Origin of the sequence: Streptomyces sp. NBC_01341 (genome assembly GCF_035946055.1) — a bacterium.
In the GTDB taxonomy this organism is placed as follows: domain Bacteria; phylum Actinomycetota; class Actinomycetes; order Streptomycetales; family Streptomycetaceae; genus Streptomyces.
Map to the genome: position 1 here is coordinate 2,485,513 of NZ_CP108364.1, position 18,269 is coordinate 2,503,781.

At 71.5% G+C, this 18,269-nt stretch carries 14 protein-coding genes and 2 pseudogenes; 5 read left to right on the forward strand and 11 right to left on the reverse strand.

The window, feature by feature from the left end:
• Window positions 1-319 precede the first annotated feature (319 nt).
• A pseudogene (locus OG206_RS10520) lies at window positions 320-1,225 on the forward strand (DEAD/DEAH box helicase); the annotation flags it as partial.
• 653 nt (window positions 1,226-1,878) lie between these two features.
• Here the strand turns inward: OG206_RS10520 and OG206_RS10525 are convergent.
• The 9 genes from OG206_RS10525 to OG206_RS10565 all read right to left on the reverse strand — a co-directional run bounded on the left by OG206_RS10525 (window position 1,879) and on the right by OG206_RS10565 (window position 11,322).
• Window positions 1,879-2,610 carry a DUF7873 family protein gene (locus OG206_RS10525; RefSeq protein WP_327114625.1) on the reverse strand — a complete coding sequence of 244 codons (732 nt, stop codon included), beginning with the start codon at window positions 2,608-2,610 and terminating at the stop codon, window positions 1,879-1,881.
• Window positions 2,611-2,666: 56 nt separating this feature from the next.
• A complete protein-coding gene (locus OG206_RS10530; RefSeq protein WP_327122230.1) occupies window positions 2,667-3,308 on the reverse strand; it encodes a formylglycine-generating enzyme family protein in 642 nt (213 codons plus the stop codon).
• 150 nt (window positions 3,309-3,458) lie between these two features.
• Window positions 3,459-3,677, reverse strand: a complete 219-nt coding sequence (locus OG206_RS10535) for a DUF6059 family protein (protein ID WP_327114626.1) — start codon at window positions 3,675-3,677, stop codon at window positions 3,459-3,461.
• Between the two features lie 5 nt (window positions 3,678-3,682).
• Window positions 3,683-5,455, reverse strand: coding sequence for an acyltransferase domain-containing protein (locus OG206_RS10540; protein WP_327114628.1), 1,773 nt, complete (start codon window positions 5,453-5,455; stop codon window positions 3,683-3,685).
• A gap of 256 nt (window positions 5,456-5,711) precedes the next feature.
• Window positions 5,712-5,981 carry an acyl carrier protein gene (locus OG206_RS10545; protein WP_327114630.1) on the reverse strand — a complete coding sequence of 90 codons (270 nt, stop codon included), beginning with the start codon at window positions 5,979-5,981 and terminating at the stop codon, window positions 5,712-5,714.
• A gap of 82 nt (window positions 5,982-6,063) precedes the next feature.
• Window positions 6,064-7,278 (reverse strand): ketosynthase chain-length factor, encoded by a 1,215-nt coding sequence (locus OG206_RS10550; protein ID WP_327114632.1) that lies wholly within the window; start codon window positions 7,276-7,278, stop codon window positions 6,064-6,066.
• On the reverse strand, window positions 7,275-8,540 hold the full coding sequence (locus tag OG206_RS10555; RefSeq protein WP_327114634.1) for a beta-ketoacyl-[acyl-carrier-protein] synthase family protein: 1,266 nt from the start codon (window positions 8,538-8,540) through the stop codon (window positions 7,275-7,277). Before OG206_RS10555 ends, OG206_RS10550 begins: the two co-directional genes overlap by 4 nt.
• A 319-nt stretch (window positions 8,541-8,859) precedes the next feature.
• A complete protein-coding gene (locus tag OG206_RS10560; RefSeq protein ID WP_327114636.1) occupies window positions 8,860-10,449 on the reverse strand; it encodes an acyl-CoA carboxylase subunit beta in 1,590 nt (529 codons plus the stop codon).
• 78 nt (window positions 10,450-10,527) lie between these two features.
• Window positions 10,528-11,322 (reverse strand): AfsR/SARP family transcriptional regulator, encoded by a 795-nt coding sequence (locus tag OG206_RS10565; protein WP_327114638.1) that lies wholly within the window; start codon window positions 11,320-11,322, stop codon window positions 10,528-10,530.
• A gap of 264 nt (window positions 11,323-11,586) precedes the next feature.
• Between OG206_RS10565 and OG206_RS10570 the strand changes: the two genes are divergently transcribed.
• The 4 genes from OG206_RS10570 to OG206_RS10585 all read left to right on the forward strand — a co-directional run bounded on the left by OG206_RS10570 (window position 11,587) and on the right by OG206_RS10585 (window position 16,136).
• On the forward strand, window positions 11,587-11,928 hold the full coding sequence (locus OG206_RS10570; protein WP_327114640.1) for a hypothetical protein: 342 nt from the start codon (window positions 11,587-11,589) through the stop codon (window positions 11,926-11,928).
• Window positions 11,925-14,198 (forward strand): TOMM precursor leader peptide-binding protein, encoded by a 2,274-nt coding sequence (locus OG206_RS10575; RefSeq protein WP_327114642.1) that lies wholly within the window; start codon window positions 11,925-11,927, stop codon window positions 14,196-14,198. The genes OG206_RS10570 and OG206_RS10575 overlap by 4 nt, the downstream gene beginning before the upstream one ends.
• An 89-nt stretch (window positions 14,199-14,287) precedes the next feature.
• Window positions 14,288-15,496, forward strand: coding sequence for a sensor histidine kinase (locus OG206_RS10580; RefSeq protein WP_327114644.1), 1,209 nt, complete (start codon window positions 14,288-14,290; stop codon window positions 15,494-15,496).
• A 25-nt stretch (window positions 15,497-15,521) separates the two neighbouring features.
• Window positions 15,522-16,136: a response regulator transcription factor gene (locus OG206_RS10585; RefSeq protein ID WP_327114646.1), complete on the forward strand. Its 615-nt coding sequence runs from the start codon at window positions 15,522-15,524 to the stop codon at window positions 16,134-16,136.
• Between the two features lie 144 nt (window positions 16,137-16,280).
• On the opposite strand, the pseudogene OG206_RS10590 reads toward OG206_RS10585, so the two are convergent.
• Window positions 16,281-16,871: pseudogene (locus tag OG206_RS10590) on the reverse strand (4'-phosphopantetheinyl transferase family protein); the annotation flags it as partial.
• A 109-nt stretch (window positions 16,872-16,980) separates the two neighbouring features.
• Window positions 16,981-18,231 carry an acyltransferase domain-containing protein gene (locus OG206_RS10595; RefSeq protein ID WP_327114649.1) on the reverse strand — a complete coding sequence of 417 codons (1,251 nt, stop codon included), beginning with the start codon at window positions 18,229-18,231 and terminating at the stop codon, window positions 16,981-16,983.
• Between the last annotated feature and the right edge of the window lie 38 nt (window positions 18,232-18,269).

The following is an 18,269-nucleotide window of genomic DNA, read 5'->3' on the forward strand; positions in this document are numbered from 1 at the left end:
CCACGGGCTTCCGGGCATCGTGCATGTACGAAAGCCAGCATCCAGGCGACCTAGGGAGACCGCTAGGCGCTTTCTGTGCCAGGCGAGCCGTCGAGGAAGTCACCCAGAAGGTGACCTCTCAACCGGTCGAGCATCGCGTTCTCCGCTTGAGCGGCTCCAGCTCGCTTGTGGAGCCTGCCGACGAGCTGCCCGAACCGCTCACGCACGGAAGGCGGGGGCCATCGGACCGTCGTGGACGCCAATGATTGGCGGCTCAGTTCACGCCCGCCCGGGCTTTGGGCGGCGGCGGTCAGCTCCCTGCTTCTGGAGCGAATGTCACCGGGTCGGGGACCAACTGTGGCAGGACTGGTGGGGCGGATTGGGACCCTTCGGTCCGGCTTCCGAGCCCCTCGTACGTCATCTCGTGGGGGCCGGGTTCCTTAACCGCGACGCCGGTCTCATGTTCATCGGTCCTGAGGCGGAACAGCGTTTCGGATACCGGCACTTCATGGACTTGACTGCTGTCTTCACCGCCGCCCCGGAGTTCACCGTCCTGGCCGGCCGTACAGAGATCGGAACCACTGACCCCGCCTTGCTCACCGAGCGGGTCATGGGCCCGCGGCGCCTCCTGCTCGCCGGGCGCAGTTGGCAGGTGACCTACATCGACTGGTCGCGCCGCCGCTGCTTCGTGGAGCCGGTCGACGGTGGTGGAAAGGCACGTTGGGGCGGCGTGGGACTTTCCCGTACGGCCTCCTATGCGCTGACCCGGGCTGCACGCGAGGTCATGCTCGGATCGACCCCTGGCGTTGTGCTTACACGTCGTGCCAGCGGTGCGCTCGATCGGCTGCGTGAGAAGGGAGGCGGACTGGTCGACGCCGACGGCACCGTGCTCCTTCGCGGCGGCCGCGACACGAACGTGCGCTGGTGGACCTGGGCCGGCTACAAGGCCAATGCAACGCTGGCAGCCACACTCGCTTCGGTGGCCGACCCAGTGCAGCGACCCACGGACATGTACGTGCGGCTCCGCGAGGATCTCACCCTGCAGGAGTGGAAGCAGGCAAGGACCGACGCCGAAGAGCACTTGCGCTTGCCGTCAGTGGACCGTCGTGCCTTGAACGGGCTGAAGTTCTGCGTGGCTCTTCCTCCGCATCTGGCCGAGGCGACGCTCGCAGCGCGCATGGCAGACATGGACGGGGCGACCGCAGCCCTGCGTGAACACGTGAGGTTCACCAGTCTGACTGTCTGAGCACGGCCACAGGTTGCCGCTGGTCGGATGCTCAGCCGTTTACGCGATACGCACCGATCCACCGGTCTACACAAATGCCCACACTCACCGGCTTCGCGACCTGCGCGGTCGCCTGCCGTAGACCGGGACGGAGGCAGTCTGGCGAAGAATGCGTCGAGTGCGCGCCGTTGCCGGCAGGAACATGGAACACATACTCCTGGTCCGAGCGTGGCGGAGCCCGGGAGTCGTATCCAGCTCCCGGGCCCCTGAGGATGCCACCCGTTGCGCGTGCCGGCGCCGTTTAAGGGTGCGGATCAGTCGTCATACCGTCGCGTTCTGCCTTTGAACTACCGCGCCAGGAAGAGGCGCAGGCCGGATTCGAACCAGCATCCAACGGTGTTCGTCCGCAACCGGTCGATCCGGCAGTCGGTGGCGATGCTGAATCTGGAGCGAGAGTCTGAGTGTGATCACGGATGCCTCTGCCGTGTTGGGCTACCCCGGCGCGTGGTGCCGGGGGAAGGACTCGAACCTTCACTGTGACCGCGTCTTCAGGCTGAACGTCAGTTTCAGCTTGCGCTCCTGCCGCACGCCGGAACTCGGTTCCGTCGCACGTCGGGTTGCGCGACCCCCGCGTCGTACGCGGGGGCGATGGGGGATGTTACCGGCGGCCGGCGTCAGCCGAACAGGTAACCGAACACGGCGTCGCCGACCCGCTGGTCGGTGACCTCGGCGCCGTTGGCCTCCTCGCGGGCGAACTTCACCGCCTGCTGGAGCTTCTCGACCCGCTCCAGCAGCTCGTTCACCCGTCGCGCCGGCAGCGCTCCGGAGAACTTCACGGTCGTCCAGTACCCGATCGGAACGTCCTCGTAGTACACGTCGACCTGCGCCGGGTGCTTCTCCGTCGCCTCGGCCTTGACGTGGTTGCGCGGGACCTTCTTCGTCCGGATCGTGCGCACCGGGTCCGTCTTCCACCAGTCGGTCGACGGGTCGAGCGACCAGGACTCCGAGGCGTCCAGGACGGGGAGCTTCTTCACGAAGGTGTGGAGGTCGGTGAGCTGCTTCTCCAGGAAGAGCAGGTAGCTGACCGGGACTTCGGGGACGACCACCCGTCCGTCGACGGACACGTCCGCACGGGCCGTGCAGTTGGCCCAGTCCTTGGTGGCGGTCACGTCGAACAGCCTGGTCAGCGACACGGACATCTCACGCAGCGCGTCCTCGGCCTTCACCTGCACGCGGGAGGACTCGGGCGGCAGCTGCTCGCCCTCCTCGTCCTTCGGCTGGTAGGTGCGCGAGATACCGGCCAGCAGCGCGGGCTTCTGGACCTTGTGGTGGGCCGCGGTGATGTCCTGGAGCGACTTGCTCTTGACACCCTTCTCCACGGCGATGATCTGGTTGAGCTTCGTCACTTCGCCCCCTTCGAATGCCAGGAAGCTATCGCACACGGAGTCGATCTTGCATGCGATTAAAAGACGCTGCGGGCCAGCCGGTAGCCGAGATCGTCGATCGCGAACGTGGGGTGGCTCCGGCGGCGAACCGTCGCGCCGCAGCCCCGCTCGGACTCGGCCCAGCCGCCGCCCCGGAAGATGCGGTACGTGCCGTAGACCTCCTCGTCGTACAGGTCCCAGCACCACTCCCAGACGTTGCCCAGCATGTCGTGCAGGCCCCATCCGTTGGGGGACTTGGCGCCCACCTCGTGGACCCGGCCATCGGAGTTGGCGTCGTACCAGGCGATGGCGTCCGTCTCGCCGTACCGGTAACCGGTGGTATCCGCCTTGCACGCGTACTGCCACTCCGCCTCGGTCGGCAGGCGGTAGCCGGCGGAGGCGCGGTCCCAGGTCACTTCACCGGTCGTCATGTCGCGGGAATAGGCGGGGGCGAGACCGGCGCGGGACGAGGCCGCGTTGCAGGCCTCCACGGCGTCGAACCAGCTGACGCCGGTGACCGGCTCGGCGCCGCCCGCGGCGGGCGCGGACCCCGTGACGGCGCGGTGGGCCTCGGCCGTGACGGGGTACCGGCCGAGCAGGAACTCCGGCAGTTCGGTCTGCCACCGGGTGCCCCGGCGATCGTCGCGGAGGCCGACGGTGCCGGCCGGGATACGGACCATGCCGGAAGCCGCCGGGTCCTCGGTGAGCGTGTGCACGGTGGCCTTTCCGTCGGGGGCGGCGAGGATGCCACCGTGCGCCCACGATACGGCTGCCGCCCGCTGACGGCCGCAACCCTGTCTGTCCGTCGCGGTGTTCGGGACGCCGCCGGATCAGCCACGCTCTCCCGTCGGCGCCAGGAGCTGCTCCCGCAGGGCCCGTTCCGTGGGTGTCAGCGGCTGGTCGGGGCGGACCCGCTCCGGGTGGCCTTCCGGCGGGCCCGTCAGGGCCGGGGCGACCACGGGAAGGAACGGCCCGCCCAGTGGCAGCCCCAGCCAGATCCAGCCGGCCGCGGTGAGCGAGGCGTAGATCTCGTGCAGTGCTCTCGTCACGTACCTCATGCGAGCTGCGCCTCCGCGGTCGCGCGGGGAGCCGTCCCGGCCGGCTCCGGTGCGCTCCAGGTCCACAGCCTGGACACGGCGTTCAGGTCCAGGTCGTGCCCCTCGGTCCAGATGCGGGCCGCGGCCGTGAGCACGGACTGGCGGTCAGCCTCGGGGGTCCCGGCGCGGGCCGGGAGGAGGGGCGTCACCGCGCCGGCGCCGAGGCGCAGGGAGCGGTGCCTGCGGGCGAAGGCGGTGAGCGTCTGACGGGGTCCGACCTCGATCAGCAGGACGTCGTCGGCCGCCAGCAGTTCGTCGAGCGCGTTGCGGAAGTAGACGGTGTCGGTGATCTGGCGGGCCCAGAATCGCGGACTTCGGGCCTCTTCCGGGCTCATCATGGCCCCGGTGTAGCCGGAGTAGAGGGGCATCCGCGGCTCCCGGAAGGGGATCTCCCGGTAGTCCGCCTCGACCGCGTCGGAGGCGGGGGCCATCGCCGGGGAGTGGAAGGGGCTGGTGGCGGGGACGGTCACCACCGTGTGCCCGTCCGCCTTGAGGCGCGCGGCGGCCTCCGTGAGGGGCCCCTCCGAACCCGCCAGCATCACCTGCTGGTTGGCGTTGACCGCAGCGACCGCGACGTCGGCCGTCAGGTACGGCAGCACCGTCTCCTCGGCGGCGGCGACGGCGAGCATGCCGCCCGCCGGGATCTTCACGGCCTCCCGGACGCGGGCCATGACCATCGCGACCGCGTCGCGCAGGGAGACGACCCCGGCGAACGTCGCGGCGACGAGCTCGCCGGCGCTGTGGCCGAGCAGGGCGGTCGGCCGGACGCCCCAGCTGAGCACCAGCTTGCCGAGCGCGTAGTCGACGGCGAAGAGGAGCGGCTGGGCGCGGCGTACGTCGTCGATGCCGATGGCGGCGCGCGCCGGGTCGAGCCAGTCGGCGCGGATGCGGGGTCCCTCGTCGCCCATGTACGAGAGGGCCGCGTCGACGGCGGCGGTGAAGACGGGTTCGGTGCCGTAGAGGCCGGCCGCCATCCCGGCGTGCTGGGAGCCCTGGCCGGGGAAGAGCAGGGCGATCGGCCGGGGCCGTGAGCCGTCCGCGGTGCGCGCCTGGTGCACGGCGCGGGCGGCGAGCGCGGAGACGGCCACGACCCCGCCGCGGACCGCGCACGGGGCGGTCCCGCAGGGTACTGCGGTGGGCAGGGCGGGGTAGATCTCGCGGTGCACGCCGCCGAGCATCGGCAGGAGTCCGTCGCGGACCCGGCTCTCGTCCGCCGTGTCGCGCCCGGACCAGAGGATCAGCCGGTGGCGGTCGGGGTCGGTGCCGCGCGGGGTCCGGTGCAGGGGGCGCAGCGGCGGGGCGGTGTCCTCGCGGGGCTCGGTGAGGTCGAGCACCCCGAGGACGGAGTCGCCGTCCGCGACCGCTTCGGCGGCGCGTCTGACGGCGTGGACGGTGATGGTCTGGGGGTCGGGTTCACCGAAGCCGGCGACCAGGGCGAGGTCGGCCGTGCCCTCGTGGAGCTCCCGGTGGGCCCGGCGCAGCGCGCGGGCGGGGGTGGGTTCGGTGCGGACGGTGAAGCCCTCGTGCTCGGGGCGCAGGCCGGCGTCGATCGCGGCGGCGCCGATGAGCACGACGGTACGGGCGGGGAGGTCCTCCGGGGCGCGTCCGAAGGCGCGCAGCACCGCCGACACACCGGCGGCCGAGGCGATGACCCGGGCGTGCTGCCGGGGCGCGGAGCCGGGGCTGACGATCAGCCGGCGGACCACCGCACTCTGCGAAGTGAGCGACATGGTTCCTCCTTGTGGGCCGCGGCTCAGGCCCGGTCGGTGCGTGGCGGGAGCGGTCCGGCGGCCCCCGGTGGTTCGATGCGGTGTCCGCCGCGCGCGGGGCGGGCCCCGGTCCGGGCGGGGCGGTGTCCGGGGCGGGCCCCGGGGATGTCACGCCGTACGCCGGTTGCCCCGTCCGGCCGGCCGGACGGCTCGGGAAGATGATGACGGCCGCCCCGCCCCGGGGGGACGGAAGGCGGAGCGGCCGCGGTGGTCCGGCTCAGGCCGCGGTGGCCTGGCCGGAGTTGATGAGCGCGAGGAGCGCACCCGGGGTCTCGGCGTCGACGACGGCGTCGTCCGGGATCTCGATGCCGTACTCGCGCTGGATCTGTCCGATGACCTGGAGCAGGGCGAGGGAGTCGTAGCCCAGCTCCATGAACGGCGTGTCGATGACGTCACCGTCGAGGTCGATGCCCTCCTCCTCGCCGGCGCTCTCGCGCAGCATGCGGGTCAGGTCGGCCAGGGTCACTGTGGCGGTCGTGGTGCTCATGGTCGGTGCCGTCCTCTCGGTTGGGCGCATGGATGGTGTCGCCGTACTGGTGGTACGTGGGGGCTGTGGGGCTCGTGGGGAGTCAGTGCGCACGGCGTACGACGAGGGCCGCGTTGAAGCCGCCGTGTCCCCGGGCGAGGACGAGCGCGTTGCGCAGGTTCGCCTCGCGTGCCTCGGTGACCAGGTCCACGGTGTGGGCGGGCGCGGCGGCGGTGACGTTGGCCGTGGGCGGGATGACGCCGTCGCGCAGGGAGAGCAGGGCGGTGGCCACGTCGAGGGCGGCGCCCCCGGCGAGCAGCCGGCCCGTCATCGTCTTCGGTGCCGTGACGGGGACCCCGTGGGCGCCGAACAGCTCGGTGAGGGCCTGTGCCTCCGCCCGGTCGAGGTCGGGTACCCCGGAGGCGTCCGCGAAGACGACGTCGATGTCGCCGGCGGAGAGCCCGGCGTCTGCGAGGGCGTTCTCGGCTGCGCGGCGCAGGCCGGGCGGCCGGCCGCTGCCGGGTGCGGGGTCGAGGGTGGCGGCGTATCCGGCGATCTCGCCGTAGACCTGGGCGGCGCCGCGGCCGCGGGCCGATTCGGCGTCCTCGACGAGGAGGATGGCGCCGCCCTCGCCGGGCACGTATCCGGCCGCGTCCTCGGAGAAGGGCAGATAGGCGCGGGCCGGGTCGCCGACCGTGCTCATGAGGCCGGAGGCGATCTGCGGGACCCAGCCCCAGGGGCAGATGGCCGCGTCGACACCGCCGGAGATGACGGCCGGGAAGCCCTTGCGGATGTGGCGGCGGGCGTGGCCGAGGGAGTCGATGCCGCCGGCCTGTTCGGTGAGGAGGACGCCGCTGGGCCCGCGGAGCTTGTGCCGGATGGAGATCTGGCCGGTGTTGACGGCGTAGAACCAGGCGAAGGACTGGTAGGCGCTGACGTACTCCTTGCCCTTGCTCCACAGGTTCTGCAGCTCACGCTGGCCGAACTCCACGGCGCCGCCGGACGCGGCCGTGACCACGCCGATGCCGTACTCGGGCATGTCGGCGGTGTCGATGCCCGCATCGGCCAGTGCCCAGTCCGCCGCGGTCAGCGCCAGGCGCGTCATGTGGTCGGTCTGCGGCATGAGCCGGCTGGGGATGTGGTCCTCGGCGACGTAGTCGGATACCTCACCCGCGATCCGGGAGGGGTACTGGGAGGCGTCGAAGCGGGTGACGGGACCGAGGCCGGACTCGCCGGCCAGGGTGGCCTTCCAGTAGTCCTCGGTTCCCAGGCCGTTCGGGGCGGTGATGCCCAGGCCGGTCACCACTGCGGTGGTCATGAGGTGCTCCTCTCCGGGCGGGCCAGCACCATGGCGCTCTGGAATCCGCCGAAGCCGCTGCCGACGCTGAGGACCACGTCGGTCTTCTTCTCGCGGGCGGTCAGCGGGATGTAGTCGAGGTCGAGCTCGGGGTCGGGTTCGTGGAGGTTCGCGGTGGGCGGCAGGACGCTGTGCTCCATCGCGAGGGCGCAGGCAGCGATCTCCAGGGAGCCGATGGCGCCCAGCGAGTGACCGATCATGGACTTGATGGAGCTGATCGGGGTGCGGTACGCGTGCGCCCCGAGGCTGCGCTTGAAGGCGCCGGTCTCGTGGCGGTCGTTCATCTTCGTGCCGGAGCCGTGGGCGTTGATGTAGTCGACGGTGTCCGGTGCGAGGCGGGCCTCCGCCAGGGCGACGTCGATGGCCTCGGCCATCTCCAGGCCCTCCGGCTTGAGACCGGTCATGTGGTAGGCGTTGCAGCGGGAGGCGAAGCCGGCTATCTCGGCGTAGATGTGGGCGCCGCGGCGACGGGCGCTCTCCAGCTCCTCCAGGACCAGGATCGCCGCGCCCTCGCCGAGGACCAGGCCGCTGCGGGTCCGGTCGAAGGGCCGGCAGGAACTCTCCGGGGTGTCGTTGCGCGGGGTGGTGGCGTGGATGGCGTCGAAGCAGGCCGAGGTGATCGGCGAGATCGGGGCCTCGGTGGCACCGGCGATCATGATGTCGGTGGTGCCCTCGCGGATGAGCTCGACGGCGTGGCCCAGTGAGTCGAGACCTGAGGTGCATCCGGTGGAGACGACCGCGGCGGGGCCCTCCGCACCTGCTGCCAGGCCGACTTCGGCGGCGATGGAGCTGGGGACGAAGTGCCGGTACAGCTCGGGTACGGCGTATTCGTGGTCCACGTTCCACTTGCGGCCGCCGTCGCTGACGACGGCGTACTCACGCTCCAGGCTGGTGGTGCAGCCGACCGCGCTGCCCACCGCGGTGCCGACCCGGCCGGGGTCGACGGCGGAGAGGTCGAGGCCGCTGTCGGCGAGGGCCTCGCGGGTGGAGACCACCGCGAACTGCGAGGCCCGGTCGAGGCGGCGGATCTCCTGGTGGGAGAGGCCGGCGGCCAGTGCGTCGAAGTCGCACTCGGCGGCGACCTGCGAACGGAACGGCGAGGGGTCGTAGAAGCTGATCCTGCGGGTGGCGGTGCGACCCGCCGTGAGCAGGTCCCAGTACTCCTTGACACCGACCCCACCAGGGGCCACGACGCCCAGGCCGGTGATGGCGACTCTGCGCATGGTCTACCTGACCTTCGACGGGGCCGGATGCGGCTCTGCGCACCTGCCGGTTGGCACTGTGGGGGTCACTGTCGATCCCTTCGTCCATGTGACTGCTGAGCGTGTGACGGGTGAGCGGGTGACGTGCCGGCCACCCGGCCGGTCCGCGCTGTTCCGGGTCGGGATACCGGCGGCCGGGTCGGTTCGGGGTGTGAACTCCCCCGGCCGGCCGAACCGGTCGGCAGCCGGCTCGTAGCGGGCCGCCGTTTCCGGTGCAGCCATGGAACGTCCGTGCCCTAGACCGGGACTCGCGTGCTCGTGGACCTGCCGGATCGCACCATTACGTGGGGATATTGCCGTGCTTACGGGACGGGATCTCGGCGTGCTTCGCCCGCAGCATGGCCAGTGAACGGATCAGGGTCCGCCGGGTGTCACCGGGGTCGATGACGTCGTCGACGAGGCCGCGCTCGGCCGCGTAGTACGGGTGCATGAGCTCGGTGCGGTACTCGTCGATGCGCTGTGCCCGCACCGCCTCCGGATCGGCCGAGGCGGCGATCTCGCGGCGGAAGATGACGTTGGCGGCGCCCTCCGCGCCCATCACGGCGATCTCGTTGGTGGGCCAGGCGAAGGCCAGGTCGGCGCCGATGGACCGGGAGTCCATGACGATGTACGCGCCGCCGTAGGCCTTGCGCAGGACGAGGGAGATCCGCGGGACGGTCGCGTTGCAGTACGCGTACAGGAGCTTGGCCCCGTGCCGGATGATGCCGTTGTGCTCCTGGTCGACTCCGGGCAGGAAGCCGGGCACGTCGACGAGGGTGACCAGCGGGATGTTGAACGAGTCGCACGTCGAGACGAAGCGGGCGGCCTTCTCGCTGGCGTGGATGTCCAGGACCCCGGCGAGGGCCGCGGGCTGGTTGGCGACGATGCCGACCGGGTGGCCGTCGAGGCGGGCCAGCGCGCACACGATGTTGGGGGCCCACGCCTCGTGGACCTCGAAGCTCTCGCCGTCGTCGACGATCTCCTGGATCACCGCACGGACGTCGTAACTGCGCCCGGGGTCGGCCGGCACCAGGTCGGCGAGGGCGTCAGTCCGGCGGTCGGCCGGGTCGTCCGACGGAACGGCCGGGGGCATCTCGCGGTTGTTGGACGGCAGGAGCGCGATGAGGTAGCGCACGTCCTCGAGGCAGGTCTCCTCGTCGTCGTACGCGAAGTGGCTGACACCGGAGACGCTCGCGTGCACGTCGGCGCCGCCCAGGCCGTTGTGGGTGATCCGCTCACCCGTGACCGCCTGCACGACGTCGGGACCGGTGATGAACATCTGGGCCGATTCGCGGACCATGAAGACGTAGTCGGTGAGCGCCGGCGAATAGGCCGCGCCACCCGCGCACGGGCCGAGCATCACGCTGATCTGAGGGATGACACCGGAGGCGGCCACATTGCGGCGGAAGATGCCGCCGTAGCCCGCGAGTGCGGTGACGCCTTCCTGGATACGCGCGCCCGCCCCGTCGTTGAGGCTGACCAGCGGGGCGCCGGCGGCTTCGGCGAGGTCCATGACCTTGTGCACCTTCGCGGCGTGCGCCTCCCCGAGCGCGCCCGCGAAGACCCGGAAGTCGTGCGCGTAGGCGAAGACCGTGCGGCCGTGGACGAGGCCCCAGCCGATCACGACACCGTCGCCGTGCGGTTTTCGCGCCTCCAGGCCGAAGCCGGAGGCCCGGTGTCTGCGCAGCGGCTCGATCTCGGTGAACGTGTCCTCGTCGAAGAGGAGTCCGAGCCGCTCGTGGGCGGTGAGCTTGTTCTTCTCGTGCTGGCGCCGGGTGGCCGCCGGATCGGGTCCGCGGCTCACCTCCTCCTTCAGCCGGCGCAGTTCGGCGGCGGCTCGTCGCAGGTCGGGGGCGGCCGGAGCGACCGTCAGGTCGTCGAGGATCGTCATTGGCCGAACGTAGGAACGCTGCCTGGAGAAGTACTGGAGAGCCTGTGGGAGGGCGGGGTGCCCCGCGGTCCCCGGGGCTCAGCCGGAGGCCGGGACCGGGAGGTCGAGAGCCGGGTCGGCGGAGAGAACGGCCTGGTGGAGGCGCTGCAGACGGGCCGAGGGCTCCAGGCCGAGCTCGTCGACGAGGGTCACGCGCAGCCTCTGGTACGCCTCGAGCGCCCGCCACGCGCCGCCCGAGCGGTGGAGCGCGGTCATCAGCTGGGCACAGAAGTTCTCGTGCATGGGGTGCCTGGCGACCAGCACCCGCAGTTCGGGCACGATCTCCGTGTGCCGGCCGAGTATGAGGTCGGCGTCGATGCGGCGTTCCAGGGCCGCCATCCGGTCCTCCTCCATGCGCAGCACCTCCAGCTCCAGCACGGTCCCGATGCGTACGTCGACGAGTGCGGAGCCCTTCCACATCGCCAGGGCGCGGCCGAGGAGCTCGGAGGCCGCGTGGTGGTCGCCGGCCTCGTGCGCGGCCCGGCCGGAGGCGGCGAGCTGGCTGAACTCGTGGGCGTCGACCTGGCCGGGCTGCACCTGGAGCAGGTAGCCGCCGTGCTGGGTGACCAGGACGTCCTTGGCCTGGCGCGCCGGGTCCCCGTCGAGCGCGGCGGCGATCTTGCGGCGGAGCTGGAGGATGTAGGTCTGCAGGGTGGTGGCCGCGCTGCGCGGGATGTCCTCGCCCCAGATCTCCTCCATCAGCGTCGGGACGGTGACGACGCGGTCGGACTGCAGAGCGAGCAGGGACAGGATCTGGCGGGGCTTGGCCGCGGTGGGCACGACGGACACCCCGTTCTCACGGGCTGTCAGCGGTCCCAGGACTTTGATCTCCATGATGGCGCCCTCCCTTTCGTGCGCTGTGCGGCCGGCCCGACGGCGGGCCGGCACGGGCTGCGGAGTCTGGAGCGAGCCTGGCACCTGCGGCGATGGAGTCCCAGTGAGGTGGTCACGTGGGCGCACATGAAAATGTCATGCCCCGGTGGTGACACCGGCACTGTGCCGTGCGACTCGGTGGGACGCAGAATCCTGGCACTCGGCAAACGGCCGGGGGAACGCCGGAACACACGTCCGTGACACGGACGCTGGAGGGGGAACTCCATGAGCATCACCATGCACGACGCACCGGCCCACACGGCGGTCCAGCCGTCGTCCGATCACCGCCTCGCCCTGCTGACGGCCCGTGCGGGCCTGGAGCCCGAGCTCGCCCAGCGCTACACGAGCGACCCGGTGTCCGTGCTGGCCGAGTTCGGCCTCACGGCGACGGAGCCGGTGTACGGGGACGTGTCGGGACACGACGCGTACAAGCTCGGCACGCCGGTCGGTCAGGGTCGCGGCCTGGTGATCGACCACCTGGACCGGCCGGAGAACGCGACGCTCTACGGGTGCTACAGCGGCATGGCGCCGCTGCCCGGGGAAGAGGCCGGGACGGCCCTTGCATGACCAGAACCGGGGGGACGGGCACCGAGCTGCCCGTGGGGTTCAAGAGGCATCTGCGGGTGGAGGCGATCGAGGGGGACGCCGTCTACCTGCTGTCGGAGCAGGGGACGACCGCCCTGCAGGGCCGTGAGGTTCAGGAGCTCGCGGCCCTGCTGGACGGCACCAGGACCCTGTCCGACGTGCTGAGGGACGCGGCGGCGACACTGCCGCCCGCGACCGCGGCCGGCATGATCGCGGAACTGGCCCGCGCCGATCTCATCGGTTACCACGACCCGGCCGCGGACGTCTCGACCGAGGCGTACTGGGAGTTCGCCGGCATCGACGGTGCGAGCGCCTCCGCGTCGTTCCGCACGACACCGGTGGAACTCGTCACCCTCGGCCGCACGGATCCGGCCGCCGCGCGGGCCGAGTGCGTGGCGGCGGGGCTGCGGGTGACGGAGCCTGGCCGGGGGGAACCGGCCGCGCTGTCGCTCGTCCTCGTCGACGACTACCTGGACCCGCGGCTGGCCGAGGTCGACGCGGCGCACCGGGCCGCCGGCCGGGCCTGGCTGCCGGCGAAACCGAGCGGCGCGGAGACCTGGGTGGGGCCGGTGTTCGGCACTGGGGACACCGCGTGCTGGGAGTGTCTGGCCCACCGCCTGCGCGGCCACCGCACCTCGCGGGCACCGGTGCTGCACGCCCTGGGCCTCGCCGGGACCGTGCAGGTCCCCGAGGTCTCCTTCGCCCCGGTGCGGGCGCTGGGGCTGCACACCGCTGTCCTGGAGGCCGCGAAGTGGGTGGCCGGCATGCGCTACGACGGCCAGCGGGCCGTCTGCCGGCTGGACACCCGCACCCTGCACATCGAGCGCCACCGGGTGGACCGCCGCCCGCAGTGCGGCGTGTGCGGGGACCCCGGGCTCGTCGCGGACCGTGTACGAAGACCCTTCCGTCTCGGGTCAAGTCCGAAGGCGCACACCGTGGGGGGAAACCACCGTGCGCAGAGCGCGGAGACGGTGCTCGCCCGCTACCGGCACCTGGCGGATCCGGTCACCGGCATCGTGTCCGGGCTCCGCCCGGCACCCGACTCCCCGGACGGCCTGAACCGGTACGTCGCCGGGCGCAACATGGCCCTGGGCGACAGCCGTTCGCTCGCGGGGCTGCGCGGTGGGCTGCGGGGGCAGAGCGGGGGCAAGGGGACGACTCCGCAGGAGGCCGAGGTGGGCGCGCTGTGCGAGGCGCTGGAACGTTACTGCGGCACTCGTCAGGGCGACGAGCCCACCGTGCGCGGCACGCTCGCGGAGTTCGGTGAGGCGGCGATCCACCCCAATCTCTGCCAGCTGTTCGCGGACCGGCAGATCCGGGACCGCGCGAGCTGGAACGCCGGGCAGTCCCGCTTCCAGCAGATACCGCCGCCCTTCGACCCGAAGGCTCCGTGCGACTGGACCCCGGTGTGGTCGCTCACCTCCGGGACCCCAAGGCTGCTCCCCACCTCGATGCTGTACTTCGGCGCGGGGCCGGGCGGCGTGCCCGCCGCACCCTGGGCCGACTCCAACGGCAACGCGGCGGGCAGCAGTCCGGAGGACGCCGTCGTGCAGGGCTTCCTGGAACTGGTGGAACGGGACGCGGTGGCCCTGTGGTGGTACAACCGGACCCGGCAGCCGGCCGTGGACCTGGACGCGTTCGACGAACCGTGGCTGGCCAGGACCCGGCAGGCGTACGCGCGGCTGCACCGTGACGTGTGGGTGCTCGACCTCACAGCGGATTTCGGCATTCCGGTGATGGTCGCGCTGTCCCGGAGCACCCGGGGTCCGGCTCAGGGCATCTCCTTCGGGTTCGGGGCTCATTTCGATGCCCGGCTCGCATTGCGCCGCGCGGTGACGGAGATGGCGCAACTGCTGCCACCGGGCGGGGAAACCCCTCAGCCGCATTCCGCGGACCGGCATCTGTCCGCATGGTGGCGTGAAGCCACCGTAAACAATCAGCCATACCTCTGCGCGGATCCAGCCGAAACAGCGCGCACTCCCGGTTCCTACCCGTATGCCGCGAGCACGGATCTGCGAGAGGACGTCGAGTGCGCCGAAATCCTCGTGCGGAAACGGGGGATGGAGATGCTGATTCTGGACCAAACCCGCCCCGACGTGGGACTTCCCGTAGCGAAGGTGATCATTCCGGGGATGCGTCACTTCTGGGCCCGATTCGCCCCGGGCCGCTTGTTCGACACACCGGTGAAACTCGGACGCCTCGAAAGGGCCGTCCGGTACGAAGAATTGAACCCCGTACCGCTGTTCGTCTGAATCCGGCTACCCGCTGCGTCCGCTGGCTCACGGACTAGCGAAGACATAGCATGCGTCCGCCACGGTTGGTCCTTGGCGAGGAGGCGGCCATGCCGACGAGGAACATCGCTCCGTTCTCACCCCGGTCACAGGCGCCCGCGCCCAGGCTGGCCCGCGCGGTCATCGTCGTGGCCCTGCTCTGCTACAGCGCCATGACCGTGCTCAACGTCGTCCGGACACGCCCGCCCACCGGGCAGCTGGTCGTCTGCGTCGGGCTGGTTCTGGCCGTGTTCGGCGTACAGTTCGCGGTCTCGTCGCCGCAAGCCCGCCGGTGGCCGACCGGCCGGAAAGCGCTTGTCCTTTCTGTACAAGTGGTGCTCACCTTCGCGCCGCTCGTCTGGTTCGGCACCAACTGGGGAAGCATGGAGGGTCCGCTCGCGGCGTCGCTGCTGCTGACCCTCCCCGCTCGCTACGCCTGGCCGAGCTACGGACTGCTGATCGCCTTCATCCCGGTCTACAACGTGCTGGCCGGGGCGACCGTCGACCTGGTCCTGTACTTCACGATCGCCGGCGTCCTCACCGGTCTCGTCATCTACGGCCTGACCCGCCTGACGGACCTCGTGCACGAGGTGCACGCCACCCGGGAGGAACTCGCCCGGATGGCCGTGACGCAGGAGCGGCTGAGGTTCGCCCGGGACCTGCACGACCTGCTCGGATACAGTCTTTCCGCGATCACGCTCAAGGGGGAGCTGATCCAGCGGCTCATCGTCAGCCGCCCCGACAAGGCCCGCGAGGAGACGCTCTCGGTGCTGCGGGTGGCACGCCAGGCGCTGGCCGACGTACGGCTGGTGTCCAGCGGCTACCGGGACATGTCACTGGCCGAGGAGGCGGAGTCCGCGGGGGCGGTGCTCTCGGCCGCGGACATCCGCGCCGATGTCCGGGTCGAGTGCGGGCGGCTCCATCCGGTCGTCGACACCGTGCTCGCCACGGCACTGCGTGAGGGAGTGACCAACATCCTGCGGCACAGCGGGGTGCGCGTCTGCACCATCACGGCGTCCGTGGAGGAAGAAACGGTCCGTCTCGGACTGACGAACGACCGTCCGAACGCGCAGACCGACGCTTTCTCCGCACGGTCCGGCGGGAGCGGACTGGACAACCTGCGCTGCCGGTTCGACGCCATAGGCGGGGGCCTCGACGCCGGGCTGCGGGGGGACGGACGCTTCCATCTGGAGGTCTGGGCGCCGGTCCAGCCGCGCAACCAGGAGGACGAGCTGCTGATCCTCGCGCCGGCGGCCTCCGAGAGAACCGCCGTGGCCTGACCACACCATCTGACCGGGGGTAATGATGCTGGATGTGAGAATCCTCCTCGCCGAGGATGTCCACATGATCCGTGGCGCACTCGTGGCGCTGCTCCAGCTGGAGCCGGATCTGCACGTCGTCGCGGCCGTGGACCGCGGCGACACGATCGTGCCGACAGCACTCGCGTCCAAACCGGACGTGGCCGTGATCGACGTCGATCTCCCCGGCATCGACGGGCTCACGGCGGCAGCCGAGCTCCACGAACAGCTGCCCAGCTGCCGCACGCTGATCCTCACGAGCCTCGGACGGCCCGGCACGCTGCGCCGTGCCCTGTCGGCCCACGTCTCGGGCTTTCTGCTCAAGGACTCACCGCCGGACCAACTCGCGCTCGCCGTGCGGTCCGTGGCGACCGGGCGCCGGGTCGTGGACCCGCAGCTCGCCCTGACCGCCTGGGACTCGCCGGAGAACCCGCTGTCGCCCCGCGAACTGGAGGTACTACGGCTCGCCGCCCGCGGCGCCGACGCCGCCGAGATCGCCGGCTGCCTGTACCTGTCCAAGGGAACGGTCCGCAACTACCTGACGGCGATCGTCGGCAAGCTGGGCGCCCGCAACCGCATCGACGCGATCCGCATCGCGGAGGAGGCCGGCTGGCTGCCGTGACCGAGAGCCTGTCGGGGCCGGGCGTCCGGCGCCGGGAGCGCCCATCAGCGCGTCGAGCATGCCGGCGTCCAGGGTCGTGCCGACCGACAGGTCCGACAGCTCACCGAAGCCGGTGTCGCACACCGCCGCACTGACGACGTACCCCTCCCCTGCCGGACGGGTGACGAACTGCCACTCGCCGCCGGGTACGGGCGACCCGTCCGGGCGCACCAGCCGGCTGGAATCCCCGTCCAGGTCGAAGCCGAACTCGGTGAACCGGAAGCGCAGACCCTGGCCGAGGGCCTTGCTGTACGCCTCCTTGAGGGTCCAGAGCCGCACCATCGTGTCGTTGCGGGCCTCGTCACCGCCGGCGTCCAGCCGCTCCTTCTCGTACGGGGTGCACGCCTGACGCTCGGAACCGGTGTGCGCGAGCCGGCGGTCCGCCCGCTCCACGTCGACACCGATGCGGCCCCTGCGGGTGATCCCGACGACCATCATCTCCTCGGTGTGGCTGAGGCTGACGTCGATCTGGTCGCAGCCCCGCACGTACGGCCGCCCGCCCGGCTGGTACGCCAGGTCGACCAGGTCCGGGGCGGTCCGCAGCGCGGCCGCCGCCGTCTGCCGCAGGAACAGCCGGGAGGCGACGAACCGTTCCCGGATGCGCGGCTGGGTGATCGTCTCGTAGCGGCGCCAGTCCCGGCCGAGCCGCCGGCGCAGGTCCGACTCGGTGCCGCCCCGCGGCTGCCAGGCGGGCATCGTCGCGTGCAGCACGACACTGCCGGTAAGGGACAGTTCCTCGTGGAGTCCCTCCCAGGGGCCGTCCGGGCCTTCGGCGAGCAGCAGGCGTCCCACCCGCGCCCTCACCTCAGGCTCCGGACAGAGCCGCGGCCAGCGGCCCGGCGTCGAGGGCGGAGATCACCCCTGCCAGGTCCACGGCGTCACTCGCCGGCCCCTGGCACACGGGCAGGCACACGGGGCCGCGACGGCCACCGCCCATCCGCCGCAGGTACGGCGTGAGAACGGCCTGCGGGCCGATCTCGACGACGTGCGTGGGTGTCTGCTGCGCGAGCAGGCTGCGCGCGGCGTCGGCGAACCGGACGGGCGCGGTGATCTGCTCGGTCCAGTACGGGGCGTGCAGCGGCTCGGTGGCCAGCCGGCCGTACACCGTCGAGTAGAACGGCACACGGGCGGCTCCCCCGGGCATCCGCCGGACGATCGCCTCGAACTTGGCGACGACGGGGGCCATCAGCGGCGAGTGGAAGGCGTGCGACACGGCGAGGTGGCGGCAGGGCACGCCGCGTTCCTCGAGCCGGACCTCGATGCGCTCCAGCGCCGCCTTGTCGCCCGAGAGCACGACGGCCTTGGCCGCGTTGATGGCGCTGATGCCCACGGCCGGTTCGGCCGCGACGAGTTCGGCGGCCTCGTACGGTGTCACGCAGGTGGCCATCATGCCGCCGCCGGGCGGCAGGTACTGCATGAAGGCGCCGCGCATGGACACCAGCTTCGCCGCGTCGGCCAGGGTGAGCGCACCGGCGACCGTGGCCGCCGCGAACTCGCCGATGCCGTGGCCGAGGACGGCCACCGGGTGCACACCGGCCTCCTCCAGGGTCCTGGCGAGGGCGTACTCCACGGCGAACAGGGCGGGCTGTGTCATCGCGGTGCGGTGGATGCCCGGGTCGTCGGCGAAGATCATCTTCACGACCGACTGCTTGGTCCACGGCGTGATCGCCGCGTCCGCCTCGTCCAGGAAGGCGCGGTAGCCGGTCGAGTTCAGGTAGAGCCCGGAGGTCATGCCCGGGTGCTGGGAGCCCTGGCCGGTGAAGACGAACGCGGCGCGGACCCTGCTGCCACCCCGGTTGACGTCCCGCATGGCCAGGAAGTCGGCGAGCTGCCGCAGCGTCGGGTACGCCCAGATGTCCTCGGGCTCGATGAGCGAGCCGAACTCCTCCTCGATGTCGCCGTAGAGGCTGAGGCCGGCCACCGAGTCGAGGCCCTCCTCCGCGAGCGACACGGTGTCGTCCACCGGCCGGCCGAGGTAGTGGGCGACCCGTTCGGTGAGCCATTCACGGTGGGCCACCGCGAAGTCATCCTGTGCGCGCGGGGGTTGGTCCTGCATGGGAGTGCTCCCTGTCTGGCTCTGGGGCGGGGGGCCGC

What these genes read in the sequence shown, in the direction of transcription:
- OG206_RS10565 (WP_327114638.1), bottom strand. Translation starts at nt 11,322, where the DNA reads ATGGAGATCAAAGTCCTGGGACCGCTGACAGCCCGTGAGAACGGGGTG.
- OG206_RS10550 (WP_327114632.1), bottom strand. Translation starts at nt 7,278, where the DNA reads ATGACCACCGCAGTGGTGACCGGCCTGGGCATCACCGCCCCGAACGGC.
- OG206_RS10595 (WP_327114649.1), bottom strand. Translation starts at nt 18,231, where the DNA reads ATGCAGGACCAACCCCCGCGCGCACAGGATGACTTCGCGGTGGCCCAC.
- OG206_RS10555 (WP_327114634.1), bottom strand. Translation starts at nt 8,540, where the DNA reads ATGCGCAGAGTCGCCATCACCGGCCTGGGCGTCGTGGCCCCTGGTGGG.
- OG206_RS10560 (WP_327114636.1), bottom strand. Translation starts at nt 10,449, where the DNA reads ATGACGATCCTCGACGACCTGACGGTCGCTCCGGCCGCCCCCGACCTG.
- OG206_RS10580 (WP_327114644.1), top strand. Translation starts at nt 14,288, where the DNA reads ATGCCGACGAGGAACATCGCTCCGTTCTCACCCCGGTCACAGGCGCCC.
- OG206_RS10545 (WP_327114630.1), bottom strand. Translation starts at nt 5,981, where the DNA reads ATGAGCACCACGACCGCCACAGTGACCCTGGCCGACCTGACCCGCATG.
- OG206_RS10585 (WP_327114646.1), top strand. Translation starts at nt 15,522, where the DNA reads ATGCTGGATGTGAGAATCCTCCTCGCCGAGGATGTCCACATGATCCGT.
- OG206_RS10575 (WP_327114642.1), top strand. Translation starts at nt 11,925, where the DNA reads ATGACCAGAACCGGGGGGACGGGCACCGAGCTGCCCGTGGGGTTCAAG.
- OG206_RS10540 (WP_327114628.1), bottom strand. Translation starts at nt 5,455, where the DNA reads ATGTCGCTCACTTCGCAGAGTGCGGTGGTCCGCCGGCTGATCGTCAGC.
- OG206_RS10570 (WP_327114640.1), top strand. Translation starts at nt 11,587, where the DNA reads ATGAGCATCACCATGCACGACGCACCGGCCCACACGGCGGTCCAGCCG.
- OG206_RS10530 (WP_327122230.1), bottom strand. Translation starts at nt 3,308, where the DNA reads ATGGTCCGTATCCCGGCCGGCACCGTCGGCCTCCGCGACGATCGCCGG.